This is a genomic window from Kitasatospora griseola (assembly GCF_014648555.1).
Taxonomy (GTDB): Bacteria; Actinomycetota; Actinomycetes; order Streptomycetales; family Streptomycetaceae; genus Kitasatospora; species Kitasatospora griseola.
In genome coordinates, this window is sequence record NZ_BMRI01000008.1 from 102,605 (window position 1) to 122,472 (window position 19,868).

Annotated in this window: 17 protein-coding genes; 10 read left to right on the forward strand and 7 right to left on the reverse strand. The window is 73.6% G+C overall.

Annotated features, from left to right (window positions below):
• Positions 1 to 130 precede the first annotated feature (130 nt).
• From IEZ12_RS12855 to IEZ12_RS12875, 5 genes are all read right to left on the reverse strand, one after another.
• On the reverse strand, positions 131 to 895 hold the full coding sequence (locus IEZ12_RS12855; RefSeq protein WP_189272161.1) for a VOC family protein: 765 nt from the start codon (positions 893 to 895) through the stop codon (positions 131 to 133).
• On the reverse strand, positions 892 to 1,806 hold the full coding sequence (locus IEZ12_RS12860; RefSeq protein WP_189272162.1) for an NADP-dependent oxidoreductase: 915 nt from the start codon (positions 1,804 to 1,806) through the stop codon (positions 892 to 894). The genes IEZ12_RS12855 and IEZ12_RS12860 overlap by 4 nt, the downstream gene beginning before the upstream one ends.
• 42 nt (positions 1,807 to 1,848) lie before the next feature.
• Positions 1,849 to 4,170: a putative bifunctional diguanylate cyclase/phosphodiesterase gene (locus IEZ12_RS12865; RefSeq protein ID WP_229847486.1), complete on the reverse strand. Its 2,322-nt coding sequence runs from the start codon at positions 4,168 to 4,170 to the stop codon at positions 1,849 to 1,851.
• Positions 4,167 to 4,973 carry an SAM-dependent methyltransferase gene (locus IEZ12_RS12870; protein WP_189272163.1) on the reverse strand — a complete coding sequence of 269 codons (807 nt, stop codon included), beginning with the start codon at positions 4,971 to 4,973 and terminating at the stop codon, positions 4,167 to 4,169. Before IEZ12_RS12870 ends, IEZ12_RS12865 begins: the two co-directional genes overlap by 4 nt.
• Positions 4,974 to 5,190: 217 nt before the next feature.
• Entirely contained in the window at positions 5,191 to 7,074 is a 1,884-nt protein-coding gene (locus IEZ12_RS12875) for a glycoside hydrolase family 6 protein (RefSeq protein ID WP_189272164.1), read from the reverse strand.
• Between the two features lie 515 nt (positions 7,075 to 7,589).
• Between IEZ12_RS12875 and IEZ12_RS12880 the strand changes: the two genes are divergently transcribed.
• The 10 genes from IEZ12_RS12880 to IEZ12_RS12925 all read left to right on the forward strand — a co-directional run bounded on the left by IEZ12_RS12880 (position 7,590) and on the right by IEZ12_RS12925 (position 18,016).
• A complete protein-coding gene (locus IEZ12_RS12880; protein ID WP_189272165.1) occupies positions 7,590 to 8,771 on the forward strand; it encodes a winged helix DNA-binding domain-containing protein in 1,182 nt (393 codons plus the stop codon).
• 162 nt (positions 8,772 to 8,933) lie between these two features.
• Entirely contained in the window at positions 8,934 to 10,184 is a 1,251-nt protein-coding gene (locus IEZ12_RS12885; RefSeq protein ID WP_229847487.1) for an MFS transporter, read from the forward strand.
• A 218-nt stretch (positions 10,185 to 10,402) separates the two neighbouring features.
• Positions 10,403 to 11,053 carry a hypothetical protein gene (locus tag IEZ12_RS12890; RefSeq protein WP_229847488.1) on the forward strand — a complete coding sequence of 217 codons (651 nt, stop codon included), beginning with the start codon at positions 10,403 to 10,405 and terminating at the stop codon, positions 11,051 to 11,053.
• A gap of 67 nt (positions 11,054 to 11,120) precedes the next feature.
• Positions 11,121 to 11,663, forward strand: a complete 543-nt coding sequence (locus IEZ12_RS12895; protein ID WP_189272167.1) for a HEAT repeat domain-containing protein — start codon at positions 11,121 to 11,123, stop codon at positions 11,661 to 11,663.
• A 137-nt stretch (positions 11,664 to 11,800) separates the two neighbouring features.
• A complete protein-coding gene (locus tag IEZ12_RS12900) occupies positions 11,801 to 12,049 on the forward strand; it encodes a hypothetical protein (protein WP_189272168.1) in 249 nt (82 codons plus the stop codon).
• A gap of 359 nt (positions 12,050 to 12,408) precedes the next feature.
• The gene (gene egtA / locus IEZ12_RS12905) at positions 12,409 to 13,671 is read left to right on the forward strand and encodes an ergothioneine biosynthesis glutamate--cysteine ligase EgtA (protein ID WP_229847489.1); all 1,263 of its coding nucleotides are present in this window, start codon (positions 12,409 to 12,411) and stop codon (positions 13,669 to 13,671) included.
• On the forward strand, positions 13,665 to 14,993 hold the full coding sequence (gene egtB / locus IEZ12_RS12910) for an ergothioneine biosynthesis protein EgtB (protein ID WP_189272170.1): 1,329 nt from the start codon (positions 13,665 to 13,667) through the stop codon (positions 14,991 to 14,993). Before egtA ends, egtB begins: the two co-directional genes overlap by 7 nt.
• Positions 14,993 to 15,769 (forward strand): ergothioneine biosynthesis protein EgtC, encoded by a 777-nt coding sequence (gene egtC, locus IEZ12_RS12915; RefSeq protein ID WP_189272171.1) that lies wholly within the window; start codon positions 14,993 to 14,995, stop codon positions 15,767 to 15,769. The genes egtB and egtC overlap by 1 nt, the downstream gene beginning before the upstream one ends.
• Positions 15,766 to 16,755, forward strand: coding sequence for an L-histidine N(alpha)-methyltransferase (gene egtD / locus IEZ12_RS12920; RefSeq protein WP_189272172.1), 990 nt, complete (start codon positions 15,766 to 15,768; stop codon positions 16,753 to 16,755). Before egtC ends, egtD begins: the two co-directional genes overlap by 4 nt.
• Positions 16,756 to 16,828: 73 nt before the next feature.
• Positions 16,829 to 18,016 carry an aminoglycoside phosphotransferase family protein gene (locus tag IEZ12_RS12925; protein WP_229847490.1) on the forward strand — a complete coding sequence of 396 codons (1,188 nt, stop codon included), beginning with the start codon at positions 16,829 to 16,831 and terminating at the stop codon, positions 18,014 to 18,016.
• 146 nt (positions 18,017 to 18,162) lie between these two features.
• Here IEZ12_RS12925 and IEZ12_RS12930 read toward each other — a convergent pair whose 3' ends face one another.
• Positions 18,163 to 18,894, reverse strand: a complete 732-nt coding sequence (locus IEZ12_RS12930) for an MIP family channel protein (RefSeq protein WP_043911319.1) — start codon at positions 18,892 to 18,894, stop codon at positions 18,163 to 18,165.
• Positions 18,895 to 19,192: 298 nt separating this feature from the next.
• The gene (locus tag IEZ12_RS12935; RefSeq protein ID WP_189272299.1) at positions 19,193 to 19,822 is read right to left on the reverse strand and encodes a TetR/AcrR family transcriptional regulator; all 630 of its coding nucleotides are present in this window, start codon (positions 19,820 to 19,822) and stop codon (positions 19,193 to 19,195) included.
• Positions 19,823 to 19,868: the final 46 nt, after the last annotated feature.

A 19,868-nucleotide genomic window follows, 5' to 3' on the forward strand; every position in this document is an offset into this window, starting at 1 on the left:
CCGGGAGCCCGAACTCCCCTACCGACTCCGGGCGTTGCGGTGCTCGGCTCCCGTGCCGCCCGCGCCGCCCGCCGACCCGCCGTCGTCCGGGAGCCCGAACTCCCCTGCCGGATCGCAGAGTTGTTCGAGCTCAGCTCTCCTCGTACGCCACGTGGATGCCGAACGCCGCCCCTTGCGGGTCGCGCAGCACGGCGAGGCGCGGGCCGTCGGGGACGTCGGTGGGCGGCAGGGTGACGGTGGCGCCGAGGAGCGCGGCGCGTTCGGCGCTCAGGTCGACGTCGGCGACTGCGAAGTACGGCATCCAGTACGGCGGGACTTCGGGCGGGAACTGGTCGGCCATGTCCATCATGCCGCCGAAGTCCCGCCCGCCCAGGCCGAATTGGGTGTACATCTCGCCGACGGTGACGGTCCAGTCGAAGACCTCGCGGTAGAACACGACGGCGCCCCGCGGGTCGCGGGTGGCGAGTTCGATCCAGCCGAGCGAGCCGGGTTCGTTCATCACCTCACAGCCGCGCCGGTTCCGGGGCTGCCAGGCGGAGAAGACCGCGCCGGCGGGGTCGCGGACGACGGTGAACCGCCCCCAGTCGAGGGCGTCCGTCGGCGGGACGATCAGGCTGCCGCCGCCGGCGGTGATCTTCTCCGCGGTGGCGTCGACGTCGGGGGCGTGGAAGCTGATGTTCCACGCGGTGGGCTGGCCCTCCTTCATCAACCCGACCAGGCCGGCGGCGAGTCGGTCCCCGACGTACAGCCGGGTGTAGCCCATCGCCTTCTCCTCGGGGACGGCCTCGGTGCGCCAGCCGAACAGTTCGTGGTAGAAGGTCCTGGCCGCGACCGGGTCCTTGGTGGACAGTTCGACCCAGCAGGGCGCGCCGGGCTTCGAGTCGGTGGTCTTCACGGGCGGTTCATCTCCAGGATCAGCTTGCCGCGGGCGTGTCCGGACTCGACCTCGGCGATCGCCTCGGCCGCGTGCTCCAGCGGGTACCTGGCGCTGATCTGCGCGTTCAGCGTCCCGGCGGCGACCAGGTCGGCGAGGGCGGTGAGCACGGCGGCGGTGCCGTCGCGCTTCACGTACGCGCCGCCGAGGTCCTCGATGGTGGCGCGGTCGGCGGTGGAGACCAGCCGTCCGGGTCGGCGCAGCGCCCCGGCGACGTCGCGGACGGCGGCGCCGCCGACCAGGTCGAGGACGGCGTCGACGCCGTCGGGGGCGGCCTCGCGCAGGCGGTCGGCGACGCCGTCGCCGTAGCGGACGGGCGTGCCGCCGAGGGAGCGGACGTGGTCGGCGCTGCCGGCTCCGGCGGTGCCGAGGACGGTGATGCCGCGGGCGCGGGCGATCTGGGTGGCGGCGCTGCCGACGCCGCCGGAGATGCCGACGATCAGCAGGGTCTCACCGGAGTGCAGGTCGAGTTGCCGGAGCGCGTCGTAGGCGGTGGCGGCGGCGACGGGCAGGGCGGCGGCCTGGTCGAAGCCGACGGTGGGGGGTTTGCGGGCGGTGGCGCGGGCCGACAGCAGCACCTGTTCGGCGAACGCCCCGCCGGGGGCGATGCCGAACACCTCGTCGCCGACGGCGAAGGCGTCCACGTCGTCCCCCACGGCGGTCACCACGCCCGCGGCTTCGCTGCCCATCACCAGGGGCGGCTCGGCGGCCGTCCCGAACCAGCCTTCGCGTTTCTTCCAGTCGGCCGGGTTGACGCCGGCCGCCCTGACCTCGATCCGCACCCCGCCCGGGCCGGGCACGGGCAGCGGCCGGTCCAGGAACTGCTGCTGCTCCGGCCCGCCGTACGCGACGAACCCGAATGCCTTCACCATCGCGTCCTGCCTCCTCCTGCTCTCCGGTTCCGCCGACGCCCTTCAGCTTGCCGGGGTACTGGCGGGTAGCCGGGGACGGGTGGGCCGAACGGGAGCGCCGGGCCGGGAGGTGGGGGCGGGGCGCCGGACCTCAGGAGTCGCCGTCGGTCCGCGGGGCGGGTTCCGACTCGGGGGCGAACTCCGTGCCAGACGCCGGAGTTGGCGGACGCCCTCGGGCGCGCGTCGGCGTTCGGTGCCGTCGGGGCCGGTGGTGGGCTCGATCTCGGCGGTCCGGTCGGGGTCGCCCTCGGCGATCCGGCGGGCGATCTCGGCGGGGCGGACCGGCCGTCCGAAGTGCCAGCCCTGGGCGAGGTCGCAGCCCATCAGCCGCAGGCGTTCGGCGTCGGCGCGGCTCTCGACGCCCTCGGCGGTGACGGACAGGCCGAGGGTGTGGGCGAGCGAGACCAGGCCGCTGACGATCCGCCAACCGAGGTGGGTGTCCTTGGCGGGGTCGTGCAGGTCGCCGACGAACGAGCCGGCGATCTTCAGGTTGGACACCGGCAGGTCGCGCAGGTAGGCGAGGTTGGACCAGCCGGTGCCGAAATCGTCGACGGCGAGCGAGACGCCCATGTCGACCAGGGCGTGCAGGGCCTTGAGGGCCTCGTCCTCGGGGCCGACCACCGTCGATTCGGTGATCTCCAGCTGCAGCATCGACGGGTCGAGTCCGGTGCTGCGCAGGATCCGGTCGATGTCGCCGACCAGGCCGGCGTTGCGGGCCTGCCGGACGGCCAGGTTGACGCTCAGGCGGGGCGCCCGGTCGCCGAATCTGGCGACCCATTCGGCGGCCTGCCCGCAGGCCTGTTCCAGCACCCAGCGGCCGAGCGGCATGATCAGCCCGGTCTCCTCGGCGACGCCGACGAACTCCTCGGGGCTGAGCACGCCCAGCTGCGGGTCGCGCCAGCGCACCAGTGCCTCGACGCCGGTCATCACGCCGGTGCCGAGGTCGATCATCGGCTGGTAGTCGATGAAGAACTCGCCGCGGTCCAGTGCCGCGGGCATCCGCACGGACACCGCGTAACGGCTGACGGCGCGCGCGTTCTCCTTCGGGTCGAACAGCGTCCAGCGGCCGCGTCCGGCCTCCTTGGCGCGGTACAGCGTCAGGTCGGCGGCGCGGACGGCCGCGCCGGGGGTGGTGCTGGAGATCCGGCGTTCCAGCACGCCGACGCTGGCGCCGACGGCGAGCCGGTGGTCGCCGATCACCACGGGCTTGGTGAGCGCGGCGAGCACGGTCTTGGCGGCGGCGACGGCCTCCTGTTCGCCGCGGCAGTTCTCCAGCAGCACCACGAACTCGTCGCCGCCGAGCCGGGCCACCATGTGGCCGAGCGGGCTGAGCGCGGACTCCAGCCGGCGGGCGACCACGGACAGCAGCTGGTCGCCCATGTCGTGGCCGAGGCTGTCGTTGACGACCTTGAAGCCGTCCAGGTCGACGTAGCACAGGCCGAACCGGGCGTCCGGCTCCGGCGACTCGAAGAGGCGCTCCAGCCGTTCGAAGAACGCGGCGCGGTTGGGCAGGCCGGTCAGCGGGTCGTGGGTGGCCTGGTGGCGCAGCCGTTCCTGCAGCCGGTAGCGGTCGGTGACGTCCTCCAGCATGGCCACCTGGTACAGCGGCGAACCGTCGTCGTCGCGGATCAGCGAGACCGTCAGGTGGGTCCACACCACTTCGCCGTCGCGCCGGTAGTACGGCTTGTCGAACTGGAAGTACTCGCGCTTGCCGCTGATCAGCTCCTCGTAGGCCTCCCACACGCCGGGGGTGTCCTCGGGGTGCATCAGGTCGTTGACCCGGACGCCCTGCATGTCCTCGGGGCCGCCGCCGAAGATCTCGCCGAGGGCCCGGTTGACGGCCAGGATGTTGCCGTCGGTGTCGCCGAGGCCGATGCCGATCGCCGCGGATTCGAACAGGGCGCGGAAGCGGGCCTCGGAGACCCGCAGTGCCCGCTCGACCTCCTGGCGGGCGGTGTCGGCGGCCAGCCGGATCGCCTCCTGCTCGCGCAGGGTGCGTTCGCGCAGCGCCGCCGCCCAGCCGGCCGCGAAGGCGCCGGACAGCGCCGGGCCGCGCCCGTCGGGGACGGACCGGCTCTGGATCAACTGGACGGCGTCGGAGAGCAGTTGGGGGTCGGTGAAGTGGTTGTCGATCAGCAGCGCGCCGACCTGCCCGGCGAGTTCCGGGCGGAACGGGTGTTCCAGGGCGGCGCGGCGCAGCAGTTCGGCGGTCCGCGTGATCAACGGGTTGAGGACGCCGGGGCGCACGGCCGCCCCGTGTCCGGTGCGCAGCATGGCGGCCCAGGCGGTACGGAACCCGTTGTCCGGGGCGGCCGCCTCGTTCATGACAGGCGTCCGACGCCGGCCATCCCGGTCATCCGCTCGGGGTGCGGGTCGACCGCGTCGGCCTCGTCGGGGCGCCATTCGGGCAGGTAGACCACGCCGGGCTCGACCAGGTCGAAGCCTTCGAAGAAGGAGGTGATCCGTTCGCGGCTGCGCATGGTGAGCGGGGTGGGGGTGGCCCGGTACAGGTCCTGGTGGGATCCGGCCTGGTCGGGGCGGCCCTCGAGGGAGGCGTGCGAGAGGACCAGGGCGCTGCCGCTGGGCAGGGCTTCGCGGAGCTTGGCGAGGATCTTCTCGGGCTCGTCGTCGTCGGTGACGAAGTGCATCACGGCGTTGAGGATGACGGCGACGGGCTCGCCGGGGGCGAGCAGGTCCTCGACCTCGGGGCGGGCGAGCAGGTCGTCGGTGTTGCGCAGGTCGGCGTCGACGATCTGGCACAGGTCGTCGTCGGCGAGGATCAGGCGGCTGTGCGCGACGGCGACCGGGTCCAGGTCGATGTAGACCACGCGGGCGTCGGGCTGGTACTCGCGGGCGACCTCGTGGACGGCCCCGAAGGTGGGGATGCCGGAGCCGATGTCGAGGAAACGGCTGATGCCCTCGGCGGCCACGTACTGAGTGGCTCGGTGCAGGAACGCCCGGTTGGCCCGCATGATCTTCGGCAGGTCGGGCCAGAGCTCCATCGCCTTGCGGGCCATCTGCCGGTCGACCTCGAAGTTGTGCGAACCGCCGAGGTAGTAGTCGTACACCCGGGCGGCGTTCGGCTTGTCGAGGTCGGTCCCCGCAGGCACCCAGTTCGGACGCGCCATGACGGCACCCCTTCCGGCGGGCAATCGGTCGAAAAATGGCAACAGGACATAAAGATCTTCCTATACTTCCGATCCGCTCGGCAAGCCACCTCGTCCGAGCGGCCGCGCCGGTCGCCGCCGGTCGCGCGACTTCGGGGGCCCTGCCGCCCGGCAACGGGGCCGCCGCCCGCCCGCAGGGTCTGCGGGCGGACGGCGGCCGGGTTGCGTTCCTGCGTCGTCAGCTGGTGGCGGTGCAGGTCAGGGTGGGCAGGGCGTTGGCGCCGGAGTAGGTGGCGCCGAAGCCGAAGGAGGTGCTGGCGCCGGCGCCGACCGTCCCGTTGTAGGCCAGGTTGGTGACGCTCACGGCCTGGCCGGACTGGGCGAGCTGGCCGTTCCACAGGTTGGTGATCTGCTGGTTGCCCCCGTAGTTCCAGCTGACCTTCCAGGTCTTGATCGCCGTGCTGCCGGCGGTGACGGTGACGTCGGCGTTGAAGCCCGCGCCCCAGTCGTTGGTGACCTTGTAGCTCGCGGTGCAGCCGGAGCCGGTGCCGCCGCCGGACGCCTTGGTGGTGGCGACCAGCGCCGCGGACGCCGGGGAGACGTTGCCCGCCGCGTCGCGCGCCTTGACGGTGTACGAGTACGCGGTGGAGGCGGTGAGGCCGGTGTCGGTGTAGGAGGTGCCGGCGGTGGAGCCGACCAGGGCGCCGTCGCGGTACACGTCGTAGCCGGTGACGCCGACGTTGTCGGTGGCGGCGCTCCAGGTCAGCGCGACGCTGTTGGCGGTGGTGGTCGCGGCGAGACCGGTGGGCGCGGTCGGCGCGGTGGTGTCGCTGCCGCCGGACGAGCCGAGCGCCGGGTAGGCGTTCCGCATCAGCTCCTGGAACTGGGCGGAGAACCAGTGGCCGGCCAGCGGGGCGTTCGCCAGCGCGCCCGACATGTTGTTGTTGTTGCGCGGGTTGCCGGTGTACGTCGGGTCGCACATCCGGTCGAAGCCCTTGCCCTCGTCGTTCGAGACGGCCGAGCTCGCACCGTCCGACTCGCCCGGGGGCTTCACCCACACGTACGCGGCGATGCCGTCCTCGGGGGCGGCCTTGGGACGCTCGCCGAGGCCCGCGCCGGACTGGTTGCACCAGTTGCCGGTCTGGAAGCGGCGGTCGATCCGGCCGCCGTCGACGTACGCGTCGACCGAGGTCTTCGGGCCCGGTCCGGCCGGGCGGTTGGCGCCGCCCCAGCCGTTGCGCGAGGTGTCGATCAGCATGCCGACGTTGGCGTTGAAGCCGGACGCGACGGCCTTGGCCCGCCAGGCCTTCGCGAAGGACGCCTCGTCGACGTAGTTGTTCCAGTCCACCCACTTCGACTGGCGCACGGTGGTGCCGTTCACCGAGTCGCCGACGGTGAAGTTGGGCTCGTGCAGCGCACCGTAGTTGGCGGTGTTGACGACGAAGCCCTGGACGTTGCCGAGCGTCGAGCCGGACGCCGTGGCGGCCTGCTTGATGGTGTCGATGGTCGGCTGCAGGTTGGAGTCCCAGCCCAGCCAGCCGTGGTGACCGGCGTCCACGTAGTTGTAGACGTTGGAGATGGCGCCGAGCTTGGCGAGCGCGTAGCCGACGCCGTTGATGTAGTTGCCGTTGGCCTTCATGGTGTCGCAGGCGGGCGTGGCGGTGGCCGTGCCGCCCGCGTTGGTCACCAGGTTCGGCAGCGAGTCGAGCTCGATCGTGGTGACGATCCGCAGGTTCGCGTAGGCCGGGTCGGCCAGGATCGAGGCGATCGGATCGATGAACTCGCTCTTGTAGCGCGGCAGGTCGGTGGGGCCGAGCTCGCCGTTCGAGGCCAGGGCAGCGCAGTCGCGGCCCGGCAGGTCGTAGACGACGACCTGGAAGACGAACGGCTTGCCGGCCGCCTGCTGCACCGCCTTGTTCAGGTGGTCGCGCAGACCCATGCCGCCGTTGACGCCGTTGATGGCCGCGATCCGGTCCAGCCAGACGAACGTGGGCTGGTTGGCGACGGCCGAACCGCCCGGCTCGGCGGCGGCGTTGGCGGACCACTCGGGGTTCACGTACACCCCGGCGCCGACGAAGGGGTTGTCCACACGGGCCGCCGCGTGGGCGGCGGGGGTCGACATGGCAATGGGCAGTACGGTCGCGGCGCCGAGCGCCGCGGCCGCTGCCGCCGTCCGAAGACGGCGCGTCAGGTTGGCCGACACAGTGACGGGAGTCCTTTCGGGTGGGGGACGGACTCGGCGGAGCCTCCCTGGGGATGGGAGCGCTCCCAAAATTTGTCCCCGGGCAGAGGTGAACTCGGCCTGGGAACAACCGATATGAAGCCATGGCCTTGATGTGTCGTCAAGGAGTTGCGCAAAAACCGTGGGAGCGCTCCCGCAATGCTTCCAGCGGCCCCGTGCCCGGCCGCGCAGTTCACCGCCCTGCCGCCCCGCGCGAGACCCTCCCCGCCGCACCCCCGGGGCAGGCCGGCCACCCGGGTGAAACTTTCACGTCGCAGAGTCGCAGGGTTGCCGGGCCGGTGTGACGGGCGTGGCGGGCTGTCGGTGCTGCGGGCCGTCCGTGCGGCGGGCGCGGGGTGACGGTGCGGCGTGGCAGGCTGGGCGGCCCGGAGTGCCCGGAGTTCGAGGAGGAACGCGTGCCCGCCCGACCGCAGTTCGACGACGACCAGCGCCGCGCCCGGCTGGCCAGGCGGCACCGCCTCGCCCCCGGCACCCGGGCGGACCGGGCCGAGCAGGTGGTGGACGACCTGGTCGCCGTACACGCCACCGACCCCGCCACGGTCTTCCTCGCCGTCTCGGCCCGGCTCGCCACGCCCGGCATCGCCGACACCGAGCGGGCTCTCTACCAGGACCGCACCGTGCTGCGTCACCACGGCATGCGCAGCACGCTGTTCGCGATCCCCGCCGCGCTCGCCCCGACCGTGTACGCCTCCACCACCGCGAAGGTGGTGGCCCGCGAACGCGCCCGCCTGCTCAAGGACTTCGCCGCCTCCGGCCGCGACGCCGTGTGGACGGCCGGGGTGGAGGCAGCCGTCCGGGCCGCCCTCACCGACTCGCCCACCGAGCTGACCGGAGCCCAACTCAGCGATGCCGTACCGCAGTTGCGGGAGACGATCGAGTACGGCGCGGGCACCTCCTACCAGGCCGAGCAGCCGGTCGGGATGCGGCTGCTGCGGCTGCTGGGCATGGAGGGCAGCATCGTCCGCCGCCGCCCGCAGGGCAGTTGGACCAGCAGCCGGCACCGCTGGGCCCCTGGTCCGGATGCCCCTACCGCCCCGTCCGCCGCCGAACGCGCCGCCGCTCAGGTCGAGTTGACGCGGCGCTGGCTGGCGAGCCACGGCCCGGCGACCGAGGACGACGTGGTGTGGTGGACCGGCTGGGGTGTCCGCGAGGTGCGCGCGGCGCTGGCCGGCTGCGCCGCCGTCGAGGTCGAACTCGCGGGCGGCGCAGCAGGCTTCGTCCTCCCCGACGATCTCGACCCCGTCCCGGAGCCGGCCCCGTGGGCGGCGCTGCTGCCCGCCCTGGACCCGACCGCGATGAGCATGAAGCACCGCGACTGGTACCTCTCCCCCGCCCACCGCCCCGAGCTGATCGACCGCTCCGGCAACCTCGGCCCGACGGTCTGGTGGAACGGCCGGATCGTCGGCGGCTGGGCCCAGCGCTCGGACGGCGAGGTGGTCCTCGACCTCCTGGACGACCCCGGCCGCGAGGCCCGCGGCGCGATCTCCGCCGAAGCCGCCGTCCTGCGCGGCGTCCTCGGCGACGCCCGCGTCACCCCGCGCTTCCGCACCCCGCTGGAGCGCCGTCTCACCTCGTGAGCCCCCGGCCGTGCCGGACCGGTTCCACCGGCCCGGCACGGCGCCTGACCTGCGATCGGATCCGGTCCGCTGCGGTGCGGTGGCGATCGGCTTCCGCCCACCGCCGGATCGTGACCCGTGGCGACTGGAAATCCCGCCCGGTCGGCGCCAAGACTGCTTCCCGTGACGCACTCCGAGCTGCAGCCCCCGCTCTTCGGCCCCGCCGCCGCCACTGCCGGGCCGGCGATCTGGTCGCGCAACTTCCGGTACTACTTCGTCGCTCGCAGCGCCGGGTTGCTGGGGCACACCATGCTGCCGGTGGCGGTCTCCGCGGGCCTGATCGGTGCGGGCCACGGGCTGGGCAGCGTCGGTCTGGCGCTGGCCTTCATGACGACGCCGTTCGCCGGCCTGGTGCTGTTCGGCGGTGTGCTCTCCGACCGGTTCACGGCCCGCCGGATGATGATCGGCGCGGACCTCACCAATCTGGTCACCCGCGCTCTGATGGCCCTGCTGTTCTTCCAGGGCATCGAGCGGCTCTGGCAGTTGTACGCGCTGATGGCGGCGGCCGGCGCGGCAGCCGCGATGTTCCAGCCCGGCGCCGCCAGTACCGTCCCGCTGGTCGCCCGCGACGTGCAGGGGGCCAACGGTGTGCTGCGGACGTCCGAGGCGCTGACCGCGCTGCTCGGCCCGGCTTTGGCGGGTCTGCTGGTGGGCGCGGCCGCGACCGGCTGGGTGATGGTCATCGCCGCCGTCACCTACGGCATCAGCGCCTGCGGGCTGTTCGCGCTGCGGCTGGGCCCGGTCTCCGCTCCGCCGCCCGGGGACAGTCTCTGGCGGAACCTGGCGATCGGCTGGCGGGAGTTCCGCTCCCGCCGGTGGCTGTGGGGCACCATCGTGATCTGGATGTTCTACACGATGCTCTCCACCGGGCCGCTGCTGCCGGTCGCCGCCGGTGTGCTCGTCCCGGTGTACGGATCGGCCCTGTTCGGGCTGCTCAGCTGTGCTTTCGCGGTCGGAACGGTGTGCGGCGGGCTGCTGGCGATCCGGCTCAAGCCCCGGCGGCCGCTCGCGGCGGGCGCCGTGGCGTTGCTCGCCTTTCCGCTCTACCCGTTGGGGATCGTCCTGGGCTGGCACGTTCCGGTGCTGGCCGTGGCCCAGGTGCTGGTGGGCACGGGCGTCACGTTCTGGGGTGTGATGTGGGCGACCAGTGTGCAGACCCAGGTCCCCGGCGAGGTGCTCAACCGGATCCACGCGTACGAGGTCGCGGGCTCGGTCTGCATGCTCCCGATCGGCAGTGCGCTCGCCGGCCCGGCCGCCGAGGCGTTCGGCCCGAGCACCGTGCTCACCGCCGTGGCGCTGGCCGCGCTGCTGGTGGCTTCGGCGCTCCTGCTGAGCCGCCCGATCCGTGAGCTGCGGCGGGTGCCGGGCACCTGACGCCCCGGGCCGGCGACGCGTCCGGCCTGCCCCGGCCCGGGCCACGGCGGCTTCACGATGCTTCAACTGCGCTGATTTTCTTGGCCGGTTGATTCCCTTCGGGCCGCCCGTCGGGGACCCTGGAGTCGCCGGCGCCCGCCGTTCGGGGGATCGGGTCGCCGGCCGGGACTGGGGGCCTGATGGAGAGCGAGCAGCGAGTCGTCCGCAGGAACACGCTGTTGTCCAGACTGTTGAACACCTCGGCCGCGGTGGCCTTGGCGCTGCTGGCGTACAGCGTGATCCACGACAACTTGTCGGACCATCTGCAGAACACCTGGCCGTGGAAGCTGAAGCTCCTCGACATCCAGAGCGCGACCACGGCGGCGCTCGCCGCACTCGGCGCGTCCCTCGCGCGCGCCCAGTACGCGAGGACGGTCAGGCCCGCGCTCGGGCACTCCGGGCGAGCCGTGGACGGCATGGCCCCGCTGGGGCAGCGGGCCTGGGCGTGCCATCTGACGAACGCCGCCCAGGACGTCGCCGTCATCTCGGAGATCAGCTACCTGGTCGCGTTCCGGCCGCCCGCCGACGGCGCTCCACCCCGGGTGCCGGGCGCCTGGGGGACGGCGCTGCACGCGATCGCGGAGATCTCCGCTGCGGGCCTGGAGCAGCGGAAGGACTTCATGCTCGTGGTGCTCACCTCGGGTGTGCCGCTCCCGGCCCAGGGGAGGCGTTTCCTCGGCTGGTTCACCGAGCACGCCATGCAGGTCGTCGACGAGGTCTACATCCGGGTCCAGGTCGTCGACCGGGTGGGGGACACCCACGAGCGGACCATCGCCTGCCTCAAGGCCGCCGACCGCACCCCGGCCCACCCGGACCCCGAGCTGTCCTGACCCCTCCCCCGTGTCCACGCGGTGAAATCCCTTTGATGGCGCGGCCGTTGGGGCGGACACTGGCGCCATGCTGGGATTCGTCAGGACCGACAACGAAGCCCTGGTCTCGTGCCTGGGCGACCCGCAGCGCGCCGTGGCGGCCTACCGGGAGCTGCTGCTGCGCAAGGACGACGCGCTGGGCGCCATCCGGGCCGGCCTGTCCGACGGGAACGCGGCCGTCCGCGAGGGGTGCTGCCGCCTGCTGGACCATCTCGTCGACACCGACTCCATGGGGCGGCTCATCACCATGGCCGACGATCCGGACGCCGATGTGAGGATCGCGGCGTTCCACGCCCTGGCCTGCGACCGGTGCAAGGGCGACACGTGCGCGCCCGGCGCGGAGCGGGTCATCGAGCCCGCGTTGCGGCACCTGGCCTCCGACCCGGATCCGCGGGTCCGGGTGCGGGCCGCCGAGTTGGTCGGCAAGTTCGTCCACACCGAGGCCCGCGCCGTCGCCGCCCTGGAGGCGGCCCGTGCCGACGACCCGAGCCCGGCCGTCCGGAAGAAGGCGGGCTGGTACGCCCCCGGCGGGTCGATCCACCGGCGGACGGCGCCGCGCCCGCCGCGGTAGCCGGCCGGCCGCCCGCCCGGGGCCCGGTCGAACCGCCGGTGCGCGTCCTCGGACGCCCGGCCCGGGCCCCGCCGTCCCGGGCGTCCGGTGCGGATGGCAGCATCGCCTCCGTGATCACTCGGGTGGAGGAGGCGGCCGTGGCTCAGGGGGACGAGGTGGTCCGGGCTCTCCTGACGGCGCTGGCGACCTTGGAGGACCTCGTCGCGGTGGGGCACGACGCCCGGTTGGCGCTGAGCACGCTGGAGGGGGTCGCCCACGAGCTGGGCGGCATGGACGCGGCGGCGCACCGGCGGTTCGTCGACGGGTTGGAGCGCATCGCCGCGGCGGAACCGGATCGGGCCGCCTGGATCCGGGGCCTTCCCGACGCCCTGGGCCTCGACTGCTGAGCCTGCGGCGGGCCACGCCGTCGGCCGCACCGGCGGCCACTCCTGCGACCGGTCCGGCCGACGGCCGGGCCGTCCGCACAGCCGCTCACACAGGGTCAAGTCGAACTGGTGGGCGATTTCATCCCATTCCGCCCGCCCTTGGCCGGATCCCGCCCTGCCGTCGGATCGTCCCCGCACCGCTCTCACCCGCTTGACCTGCGCGACTGCGGGCCGAGCGGCGTCGAGGTTTGCTCCGGGGCAGACTGAGCAGGAACAACCGGGCCATAGTCACGTACCGAGGGATGGTGAGTCCGGTGACATCTCTACGTCCACCGCAGGCCGATCGGCTGGTCGGTTCGACACAGAGCGTAACCGCATTGATGGAATTGACCGAGGCGTCGGCCGAACGACACCTGGGCGCCATCTGCTTCAAGATCGGGCCCCCGGCGCTGGTCGGGGTGGAGGCGGAGTGGTTCGTCCACGACGACCGATGTCCGACCGCTCCGGTGGACCCCGCTCGGGTGGCGTCCGCGCTGGCGGTGCTGCCCGAGTCGGCCGACGGCCCGGTGTTTCCGGCCGGCTCGCGGCTGACGTACGAACCCGGCGGGCAGGTCGAGCTGAGCTCCCCGCCCGCCCCCGACCCGGCCGCCTGCGCGGCAGGTCTGAGCGCCGACCAGGCGGTGCTGCGGGCGGCATTAGCCGCCGAGGGCCTGCGATTGACGGGCACCGGCACCGATCCGCTGGACCGCGAGCGCCAGATGCAGGCCACCCACCAGCGGTACCGCGCGATGGAACGCTACTTCGACCGCGGCGGCCCGTGGGGCCGGATCATGATGACGGGCACCGCCTCGGTACAGGTCTGCGTCGACGCGGGCACCGAGCGGACCTACCTCGACCGCTGGCGACTCGCCCACCTGCTGGGCCCGGTGCTGGTCGGCGCGTTCGCCAACTCGCCGCTGCTGGAGGGCCGCCCGACGGGCTGGAAGTCGACCCGGCAGCTGATCTGGTCCCGGATGGACCCCTCCCGCACGCTCGCTCCGCCGCCGCTGGCCGATCCGCGCGAGGCGTGGACCCGGTACGTGCTGGACGCCACGGTGCTGTGCGTGCGCCGCACCGACGGCCTGCCGTGGGACGCGCCGGCCGGACTGACCTTCCGCGACTGGCTGCGCGGCGGCGGCGAGCGCGGCGCCGCGCTGGCCGACCTGGACTACCACCGCACCACGCTGTTCCCGCCGGTGCGCCCGCGCGGCCATCTGGAGCTGCGGATGATCGACGCCCAGCCGGGCGAGGGATGGCGGGTGCCGCTGGCGCTGGTCTCCGCGCTGATGGACGATCCACTGGCCGCCGAGGAGGCCCTGGAGGCGCTGGAGCGGCTCGGCCACGCGGGCTCGCGCGCGCCCCGCTCGGGCCTGTGGCGGCGCGCCGCCGCGCTCGGCATGGCCGACCCGGAGCTGCGCACGGCCGCGCTGGCCTGCTTCGCCGCCGCCGACCGGGCGCTGTCCCGCCGCGACGGCCAACTGCGCTCCGCCGTCCTGGAGTTCGCCGAACGCTACCCGGCCCGGGGCCGCTGCCCCGCCGACGACCAGCTGGCCGCGCTGCGCTTCGGTGCGGCGCCCGCGCTGCAGGAGGACTCCTCGTGCTGAACGCCGACCGCACCGACCCCGCCGTACTGCGCGAGCTGATCGCCACCGAACTGCTGGCCGCCCGGGAGCGCACCGCACTGCTCACGGGCGCCGTGGAGGACGCCGAACTGGTCGCCCAGCACTCGCCGTTGATGTCGCCGCTGGTCTGGGACCTGGCGCACATCGGCAACCAGGAGGAGCTGTGGCTGCTGCGCAATGTCGGCGGCCGCGACCCGATGCACCCGGAGATCGACCCGCTGTACGACGCGTTCGAGCACCCGCGCTCCGAGCGGCCCAGCCTGCCGCTCCTGCCGCCCGACCAGGCCCGCGCCTACGCGCACGAGGTGCGCGGCCGGGTGCTGGACCTGCTGGCCGCCACCCCGCTGGAGGGTGCGCCGCTGCTGGACGCCGGGTTCGCGTTCGGGATGATCGCGCAGCACGAGCAGCAGCACGACGAGACGATGCTGATCACCCACCAGCTGCGCACCGGCCCGGCGGTCCTGGACGCCCCTCCCCCGCCCGCCGCCGAGGGCGTCCTGCGCCCCGAAGTGCTGGTCCCCGCCGGACCGTTCACCATGGGCACCGACACCGAGCCGTGGTCGCTGGACAACGAGCGACCGGCCCACCGGGTGGACCTGCCGGCGTTCTGGCTGGACACCGCGCCGGTCTCCAACTCCGCCTACCAGGCGTTCATCGCGGACGGCGGCTACCGGGAGCCCCGCTGGTGGACTCCGGCCGGCTGGGAGCACCGGATGGCCGCCGACCTGACGGCGCCGCTGTTCTGGACCGAGCAGGGCGGACAGTGGCTGCGCCGCCGGTTCGGCCACCTGGAGCCGGTGCCGCCGAACGAGCCTGTGCTGCACGTCAGTTGGTACGAGGCGGACGCGTACGCGCGATGGGCGGGACGACGGCTGCCGACCGAGGCGGAGTGGGAGAAGGCGGCCCGGCACGACCCGGCGACCGGCCGCTCCCGCCGCTTCCCGTGGGGCGACGAGCCGCCCGGCCCGGAGCACGCCAACCTGGGCCAGCGCCACCTGCGCCCGGCCCCGGTCGGCGCCTACCCGCAGGGCGAGTCTCCGTACGGGGCACGGCAGTTGATCGGCGACGTGTGGGAGTGGACGGCGAGCGACTTCGCCGCCTACCCGGGATTCCGGGCGTGGCCGTACCGGGAGTACTCGGAGGTGTTCTTCGGGCCCGAGTACAAGGTGCTGCGCGGCGGTTCCTTCGCGGTGGCGCCGGTCGCCTGCCGGGGCACCTTCCGCAACTGGGACTACCCGATCCGGCGGCAGATCTTCTCCGGGTTCCGCACCGCCCGTGACGCCGAGGGCGCGGGTGAGGCCTGATGTGTCGTCACTTCGCCTATCTGGGAAAGCCAGTGGCGCTGCGCACGGTGCTGCTGGATCCGCCGTTCGGGCCGCTGCGGCAGTCCTGGGCGCCCCGGTTGCAGCGCCACGGCACCGTCAACGTGGACGGCTACGGGGTGGGTTGGTACGCCGAGGGCGACGAGCGGCCGGCCCGCTACCGGCGGGAGGGGCCGATCTGGGCCGACGGCGACCTGGCGGACCTGGCCCGGGTGGTGCGCTCGCACGCGATCCTCGGCGCGGTCCGCTCGGCCACCCCGGGCTGCGCGCCGGGCCCGCAGGCGGCAGCGCCGTTCGCCGCCGGGCGCTGGCTGTTCAGCCACAACGGGGCGCTGCCGGGCTGGCCGGGCGCGTTCGAGCCGCTGGCCGAACTGATCCCGACCGGTGAGCTGTTGGAGCTGGAGGCGCGCACCGATTCGGCGCTGCTCTGGGCGGTGGTGCTGAACCGGCTGCGCAGCGGCGTCGAGTTGGGAAAGGCGCTGGCCGAAGTGTGCCTGGCGGCGTCCGAGTTGGCCGATGCCCGGATCAACCTGCTGGCCACCGACGGCCGCAGCCTGGCCGCGACCGCCTGGGGGGACACGCTGTTCCGGCGGCGGGACGCGGACGGTTCGCTGCTGGTGGCCTCCGAGCCGTTCGACGACGGGCCGGGCTGGTCCGAAGTCCCCGACCGTTGCCTGCTGGTGGCCGACGCGGCCGGCAGCACGCTCACCCCCCTGGCCCCGACCGGGCCGCGTAGCCGAGAGGACGCCCCGCTGTGACCGGATACCGGCTGACCCGCCTGCTGCCCGCCGACCACCTGCACCGGGCGCTGCGCGCCGATGCGCGCGCAGGTCTGACGGGGCAGCCCAAACGGCTGCCGCCGAAGTGGTTCTACGACGCCCGGGGCTCCGAGCTGTTCGAGGAGATCACCCGGCTGCCCGAGTACTACCCGACCCGCGCGGAGCGGGAGATCCTGACCGTGCGGGCCGGGGAGATCGCGGCCGCGACCGGGGCCCGCACCCTGGTCGAGCTGGGCTCCGGCTCCTCGGAGAAGACCCGGCTGCTGCTGGACGCGCTGCGCGGGCACGGCACCCTGGAGCGGTACGTGCCGGTCGACGTCAGCGAGAGCGCGTTGGAGTCGGCGGCCACGTCGCTGATCGAGGAGTACCCGGGGCTCGACGTCTCCGCGGTGCTCTCGGACTTCACCACCGGTCTCGGCCTGCCGGAGGAGGGCGGCGGCCCGCGGCTGGTGGTGTTCCTCGGCGGCACGCTGGGCAACCTGGTGCCGGCCGAGCGGGCGGCGTTCCTGTCCGGCCTGCGGGCCCAACTGCTGCCGGGCGACGCCCTGTTGCTGGGCACCGACCTGGTGAAGGACCCGGCGGTGCTGGTCGCCGCGTACGACGACGCGGCGGGGGTGACGGCGGCGTTCAACCGGAACCTGCTGTCCGTGCTGAACCGGGAGCTGGACGCGGACTTCGACCCCGCGCAGTTCGCGCACGTCGCGCTCTGGGATCCCGAGCAGGAGTGGATCGAGATGCGGCTGCGCTCGCTGCGGGCGCAGAGCGTGAAGATCACGGAGTTGGGTCTCGCGGTGCACTTCGAGGAGGGCGAGGAGCTGTACACGGAGGTGTCGGCGAAGTTCCGCCGGGAGCGGATCGAGCGTGAACTGTTCGCCGCGGGGCTGAAGTTGAGCGACTGGTGGACGGACGCGGAGGGCCGGTTCGGGCTGTCGCTGTCGCGGCCGATGACGGACGCCTCGGACTGAGCGGCGACTGCCGGGCCCGCCCGTCGGCGGTAATTCGCTGGCGGGCGGGCCGCTGTGTCCGGACAATGCCGGGGTGCAGAACACTGAACAGCGGACGGCGACCGTCCTGATCGCATGGCAGGGTGAACTTCTCGGCGCAGTGGGGCCTTTCACGACCTCCTCGCCCTACTGGCCGGAGATCGGCGAGGTGGTGCGGGCGGCCGCCGAGGCGGCCGGGGCGCCGGTGGCGCTGTTGCGGATGCTCTCCGTGGAGGGCGGGGAGACCGGCAGCTGCGGTGACGTGGTGTACCTGGCGCAGGCGCTGGAGCGTCCCTCGCGGCCGCTCGCCGCCGCCCCCGCAGTGGAGCTGGACGAGCAGCCGCTGCGGCTGCCATGGGCGTCGGCGGACGGGTTGGCCGCGGAGTGGGCCTGGGCGGACGGCGAGTTGGCGGCGCTGGGGCGGCCGCGGTCCGGCCCGGTGGAGCAACTGCGCAGCTGGAACCTGTCGGCGCTGTCCCGCTTCCCGACCGGTGCGGGCGCGGCCTGGCTGAAGAGCACTCCGCCGTTCGCGGTGGCCGAGGCCGAAGTGATCGCCCGGGTGGCGAAGGCCGATCCGGGGCTGGTGCCGCAGGTGCTGGCGGCGGACGGTCGCCGGATGCTGATGGCGGACGTGCCGGGCGTGGACTGCTGGGGGCTGCCGGAGGACGGCATGCTGAGTGTCGTCGACCGGTGGGCGGCCGTGCAGGCGGCCGCTGCCGCGGACGGGCCGGGCGGGTTGACCGACCGCTCGCCGGCGGCGCTGGCGGAGCTGTTCCCGGCGCTGCTGGAGCGGCTGCGGCCGGAGCTGACCGCCGAGGAGTACGACCGGGCCCTGGCACTGGCCGACCGGCTTCCCGCGCTGGTCGACGAACTCGCGGACTGCGGGCTGCCGTTGACGCTGGTGCACGGCGACTGCCACCCGGGCAACTGGCGCTGGGACGGCGAGCGCGGGGTGGTCCTGGACTTCTCCGACGCGGTGTGGAGCCACCCGGCCCTCGACGGCCTGCGCCCCGACCCGTTCCTCTCCCCCGAGCGCGCCGCCCAGGTCCGGGCCCGCTGGGCCGCCGCCTGGCAGGCCCTCGTCCCCGGCAGCGACCCGCTGCGCGCGCTGAAGCCGGCCACCCCGCTGATGCACCTCCACTACGCGCTGCGCTACCAGGAGTTCCTGGACGGCATCGAGCCCAGCGAGCGCCCGTACCACGCGGGCGACCCGGCGGCGTCCCTGCGCCGCGCCCTGCGGTAAACGCTTTCCCTCCGGAGTGCGGGGCCGCCCGGTGAGCGACGTCGAGCCGCGTGCCCGACCGGGGGCCCCGTAGCATCCGACGCCGAAGCGGCGGCCGGGACCGTTCATCACGGTCCCGGCCGCCGCTTCGGCCGTCGTGTCGGGTACTACACCCGGGCGTCGGTGGCCAGGGCCTCCGCGACCGGAAGGTTCGGCTGCGGGTGGGTCAGCAGGTGGATGCCCGCCGCCAGTGCGCCGCCGACCAGCGGGGCGAGCAGGAACAACCACAGTTGGGAGAGCGCGTCGCCGCCTGCGAACAGCGCCGGGCCGAGGCTGCGCGCCGGGTTGACCGAGGTGCCGGTGAGCGGGATGCCGACCAGGTGGACGACCGCCAGGGCGATGCCGATCGGCAGCCCGTCGAAGCCGACCGCGGCCAGCCGGTGGGTGACCGCCAGCACCACGTACACCAGCAGGAAGGTGAGGACGACCTCGGTCAGGAACGCGCCGCCGGCGTTGATGTGCACCTCGGAGCGGTCGCCCCAGCCGTTGGTGCCGAGCTTGCCGTGGGTCTCCAGCCCCGGCACCTGCTTGGCCAGCACCAGGACGAGCGCCGCGCCGGCGATGCCGCCGAGCACCTGCGCGATCCAGTACGACACCGCGGTGCGCCCGTCGATCCGGCGGGCCAGCAGGAAGCCGAGCGTCACCGCCGGGTTCACGTGGCAGCCGGATATCGGTCCGAGCGCGTACGCCAGCGCGAGCAGTACGAAGCCGAACGCCAGCGCGATGCCGACCGGGCCGATCGCCTCGCCCGCGAGCACCGCGGCGCCCACCGCCAGCAGAACCAGCAGCAGCGTCCCGAGGAACTCGCCGATCACCGCCCGCCTGTCCGTTCCACCCATACGCCTGGTCCTCCTGACCGTCAGGGCAGGCGGACCGGTGCCGCCCACGTCCGGCCAACCATGGTCGACCGTTCGAGCGACCGCATGTCGGCCGGACGGCGCAACGCCGTGTTCACGGCGCGTCCGCCTGCCGAATTGCTCCGAACGGATGAAACCGTACGGAAACGGAGAGCATTATGCAAAACGGAAGTAAAACGGACAGACAGGGACGGGCTGGGCAGTGAGCTGCTGTCGGAACGTCAGACCATCGGCCCGGACGGCCCTGGAGGGCATCCGCGGCACGTTCCACCGGCGCCCGTCAACTCAGCTTGCGGTAGCGGAGTTCGAGCCCGTCGAGGAGGGCTTCGAGGCCGGTTTCGAAGGCGCCTTCGTCGATGGTGCGGCGGTGTTCGGCGAGGCGGTGGGCGTCGGCGAGGTGGGGGTAGTCGGCGGTGTAGAGGGCGGCGTCCTCGGGGAAGCCGGCGGCGAACGAGCCGAGGGCGGAGCCGGTGACGAAGTAGCGCATCAGGGCGCCGATCCGGGTGGCCTGGCCGCGGGGCCAGCCGGCGTCGACCAGGCAGCCGAAGACGGCGTCGGCGAGGCGCAGCGCGTTGGGGCGGCGGCCGGGGCCCTGGGCGAGGACGGGGACGAGGTGGGGGTGGGCGGCCAGGGCGGCGCGGTAGGAGCGGGCCCAGTCGCGCAGGGCGGTGCGCCAGTCGTCCGGCGCGTCGAACATGGTGAGGTCGACCTCGCCCATCACACTGTCGACCACGGCGTCCAGGAGTTCGTCCTTGGTGGCGAAGTGGTTGTAGAGGGACGGTCCGCTGACGGAGAGTTCGGCGGCCAGGCGGCGGGTGGAGAGGGCGGGCAGTCCCTCGGTGTCGACCAGGGCGAGTGCGGCGGCGACGATCCGGTCCCGGCTGAGCAGGGGGGTGCGCGGTCGGGCGATCTTGGCCTCCTCGGGTCGCGGGCCGACGGAACCGGCCCATTGTCGC

Bases quoted from the DNA above. Each gene is read 5' to 3' on its own strand.
- IEZ12_RS12870 (WP_189272163.1), bottom strand. From the start codon at position 4,973: ATGGCGCGTCCGAACTGGGTGCCTGCGGGGACCGACCTCGACAAGCCG.
- IEZ12_RS12860 (WP_189272162.1), bottom strand. From the start codon at position 1,806: ATGGTGAAGGCATTCGGGTTCGTCGCGTACGGCGGGCCGGAGCAGCAG.
- IEZ12_RS12930 (WP_043911319.1), bottom strand. From the start codon at position 18,894: ATGGGTGGAACGGACAGGCGGGCGGTGATCGGCGAGTTCCTCGGGACG.
- IEZ12_RS12865 (WP_229847486.1), bottom strand. From the start codon at position 4,170: ATGAACGAGGCGGCCGCCCCGGACAACGGGTTCCGTACCGCCTGGGCC.
- IEZ12_RS12895 (WP_189272167.1), top strand. From the start codon at position 11,121: ATGCTGGGATTCGTCAGGACCGACAACGAAGCCCTGGTCTCGTGCCTG.
- egtC (WP_189272171.1), top strand. From the start codon at position 14,993: ATGTGTCGTCACTTCGCCTATCTGGGAAAGCCAGTGGCGCTGCGCACG.
- egtA (WP_229847489.1), top strand. From the start codon at position 12,409: ATGGAATTGACCGAGGCGTCGGCCGAACGACACCTGGGCGCCATCTGC.
- IEZ12_RS12875 (WP_189272164.1), bottom strand. From the start codon at position 7,074: ATGTCGACCCCCGCCGCCCACGCGGCGGCCCGTGTGGACAACCCCTTC.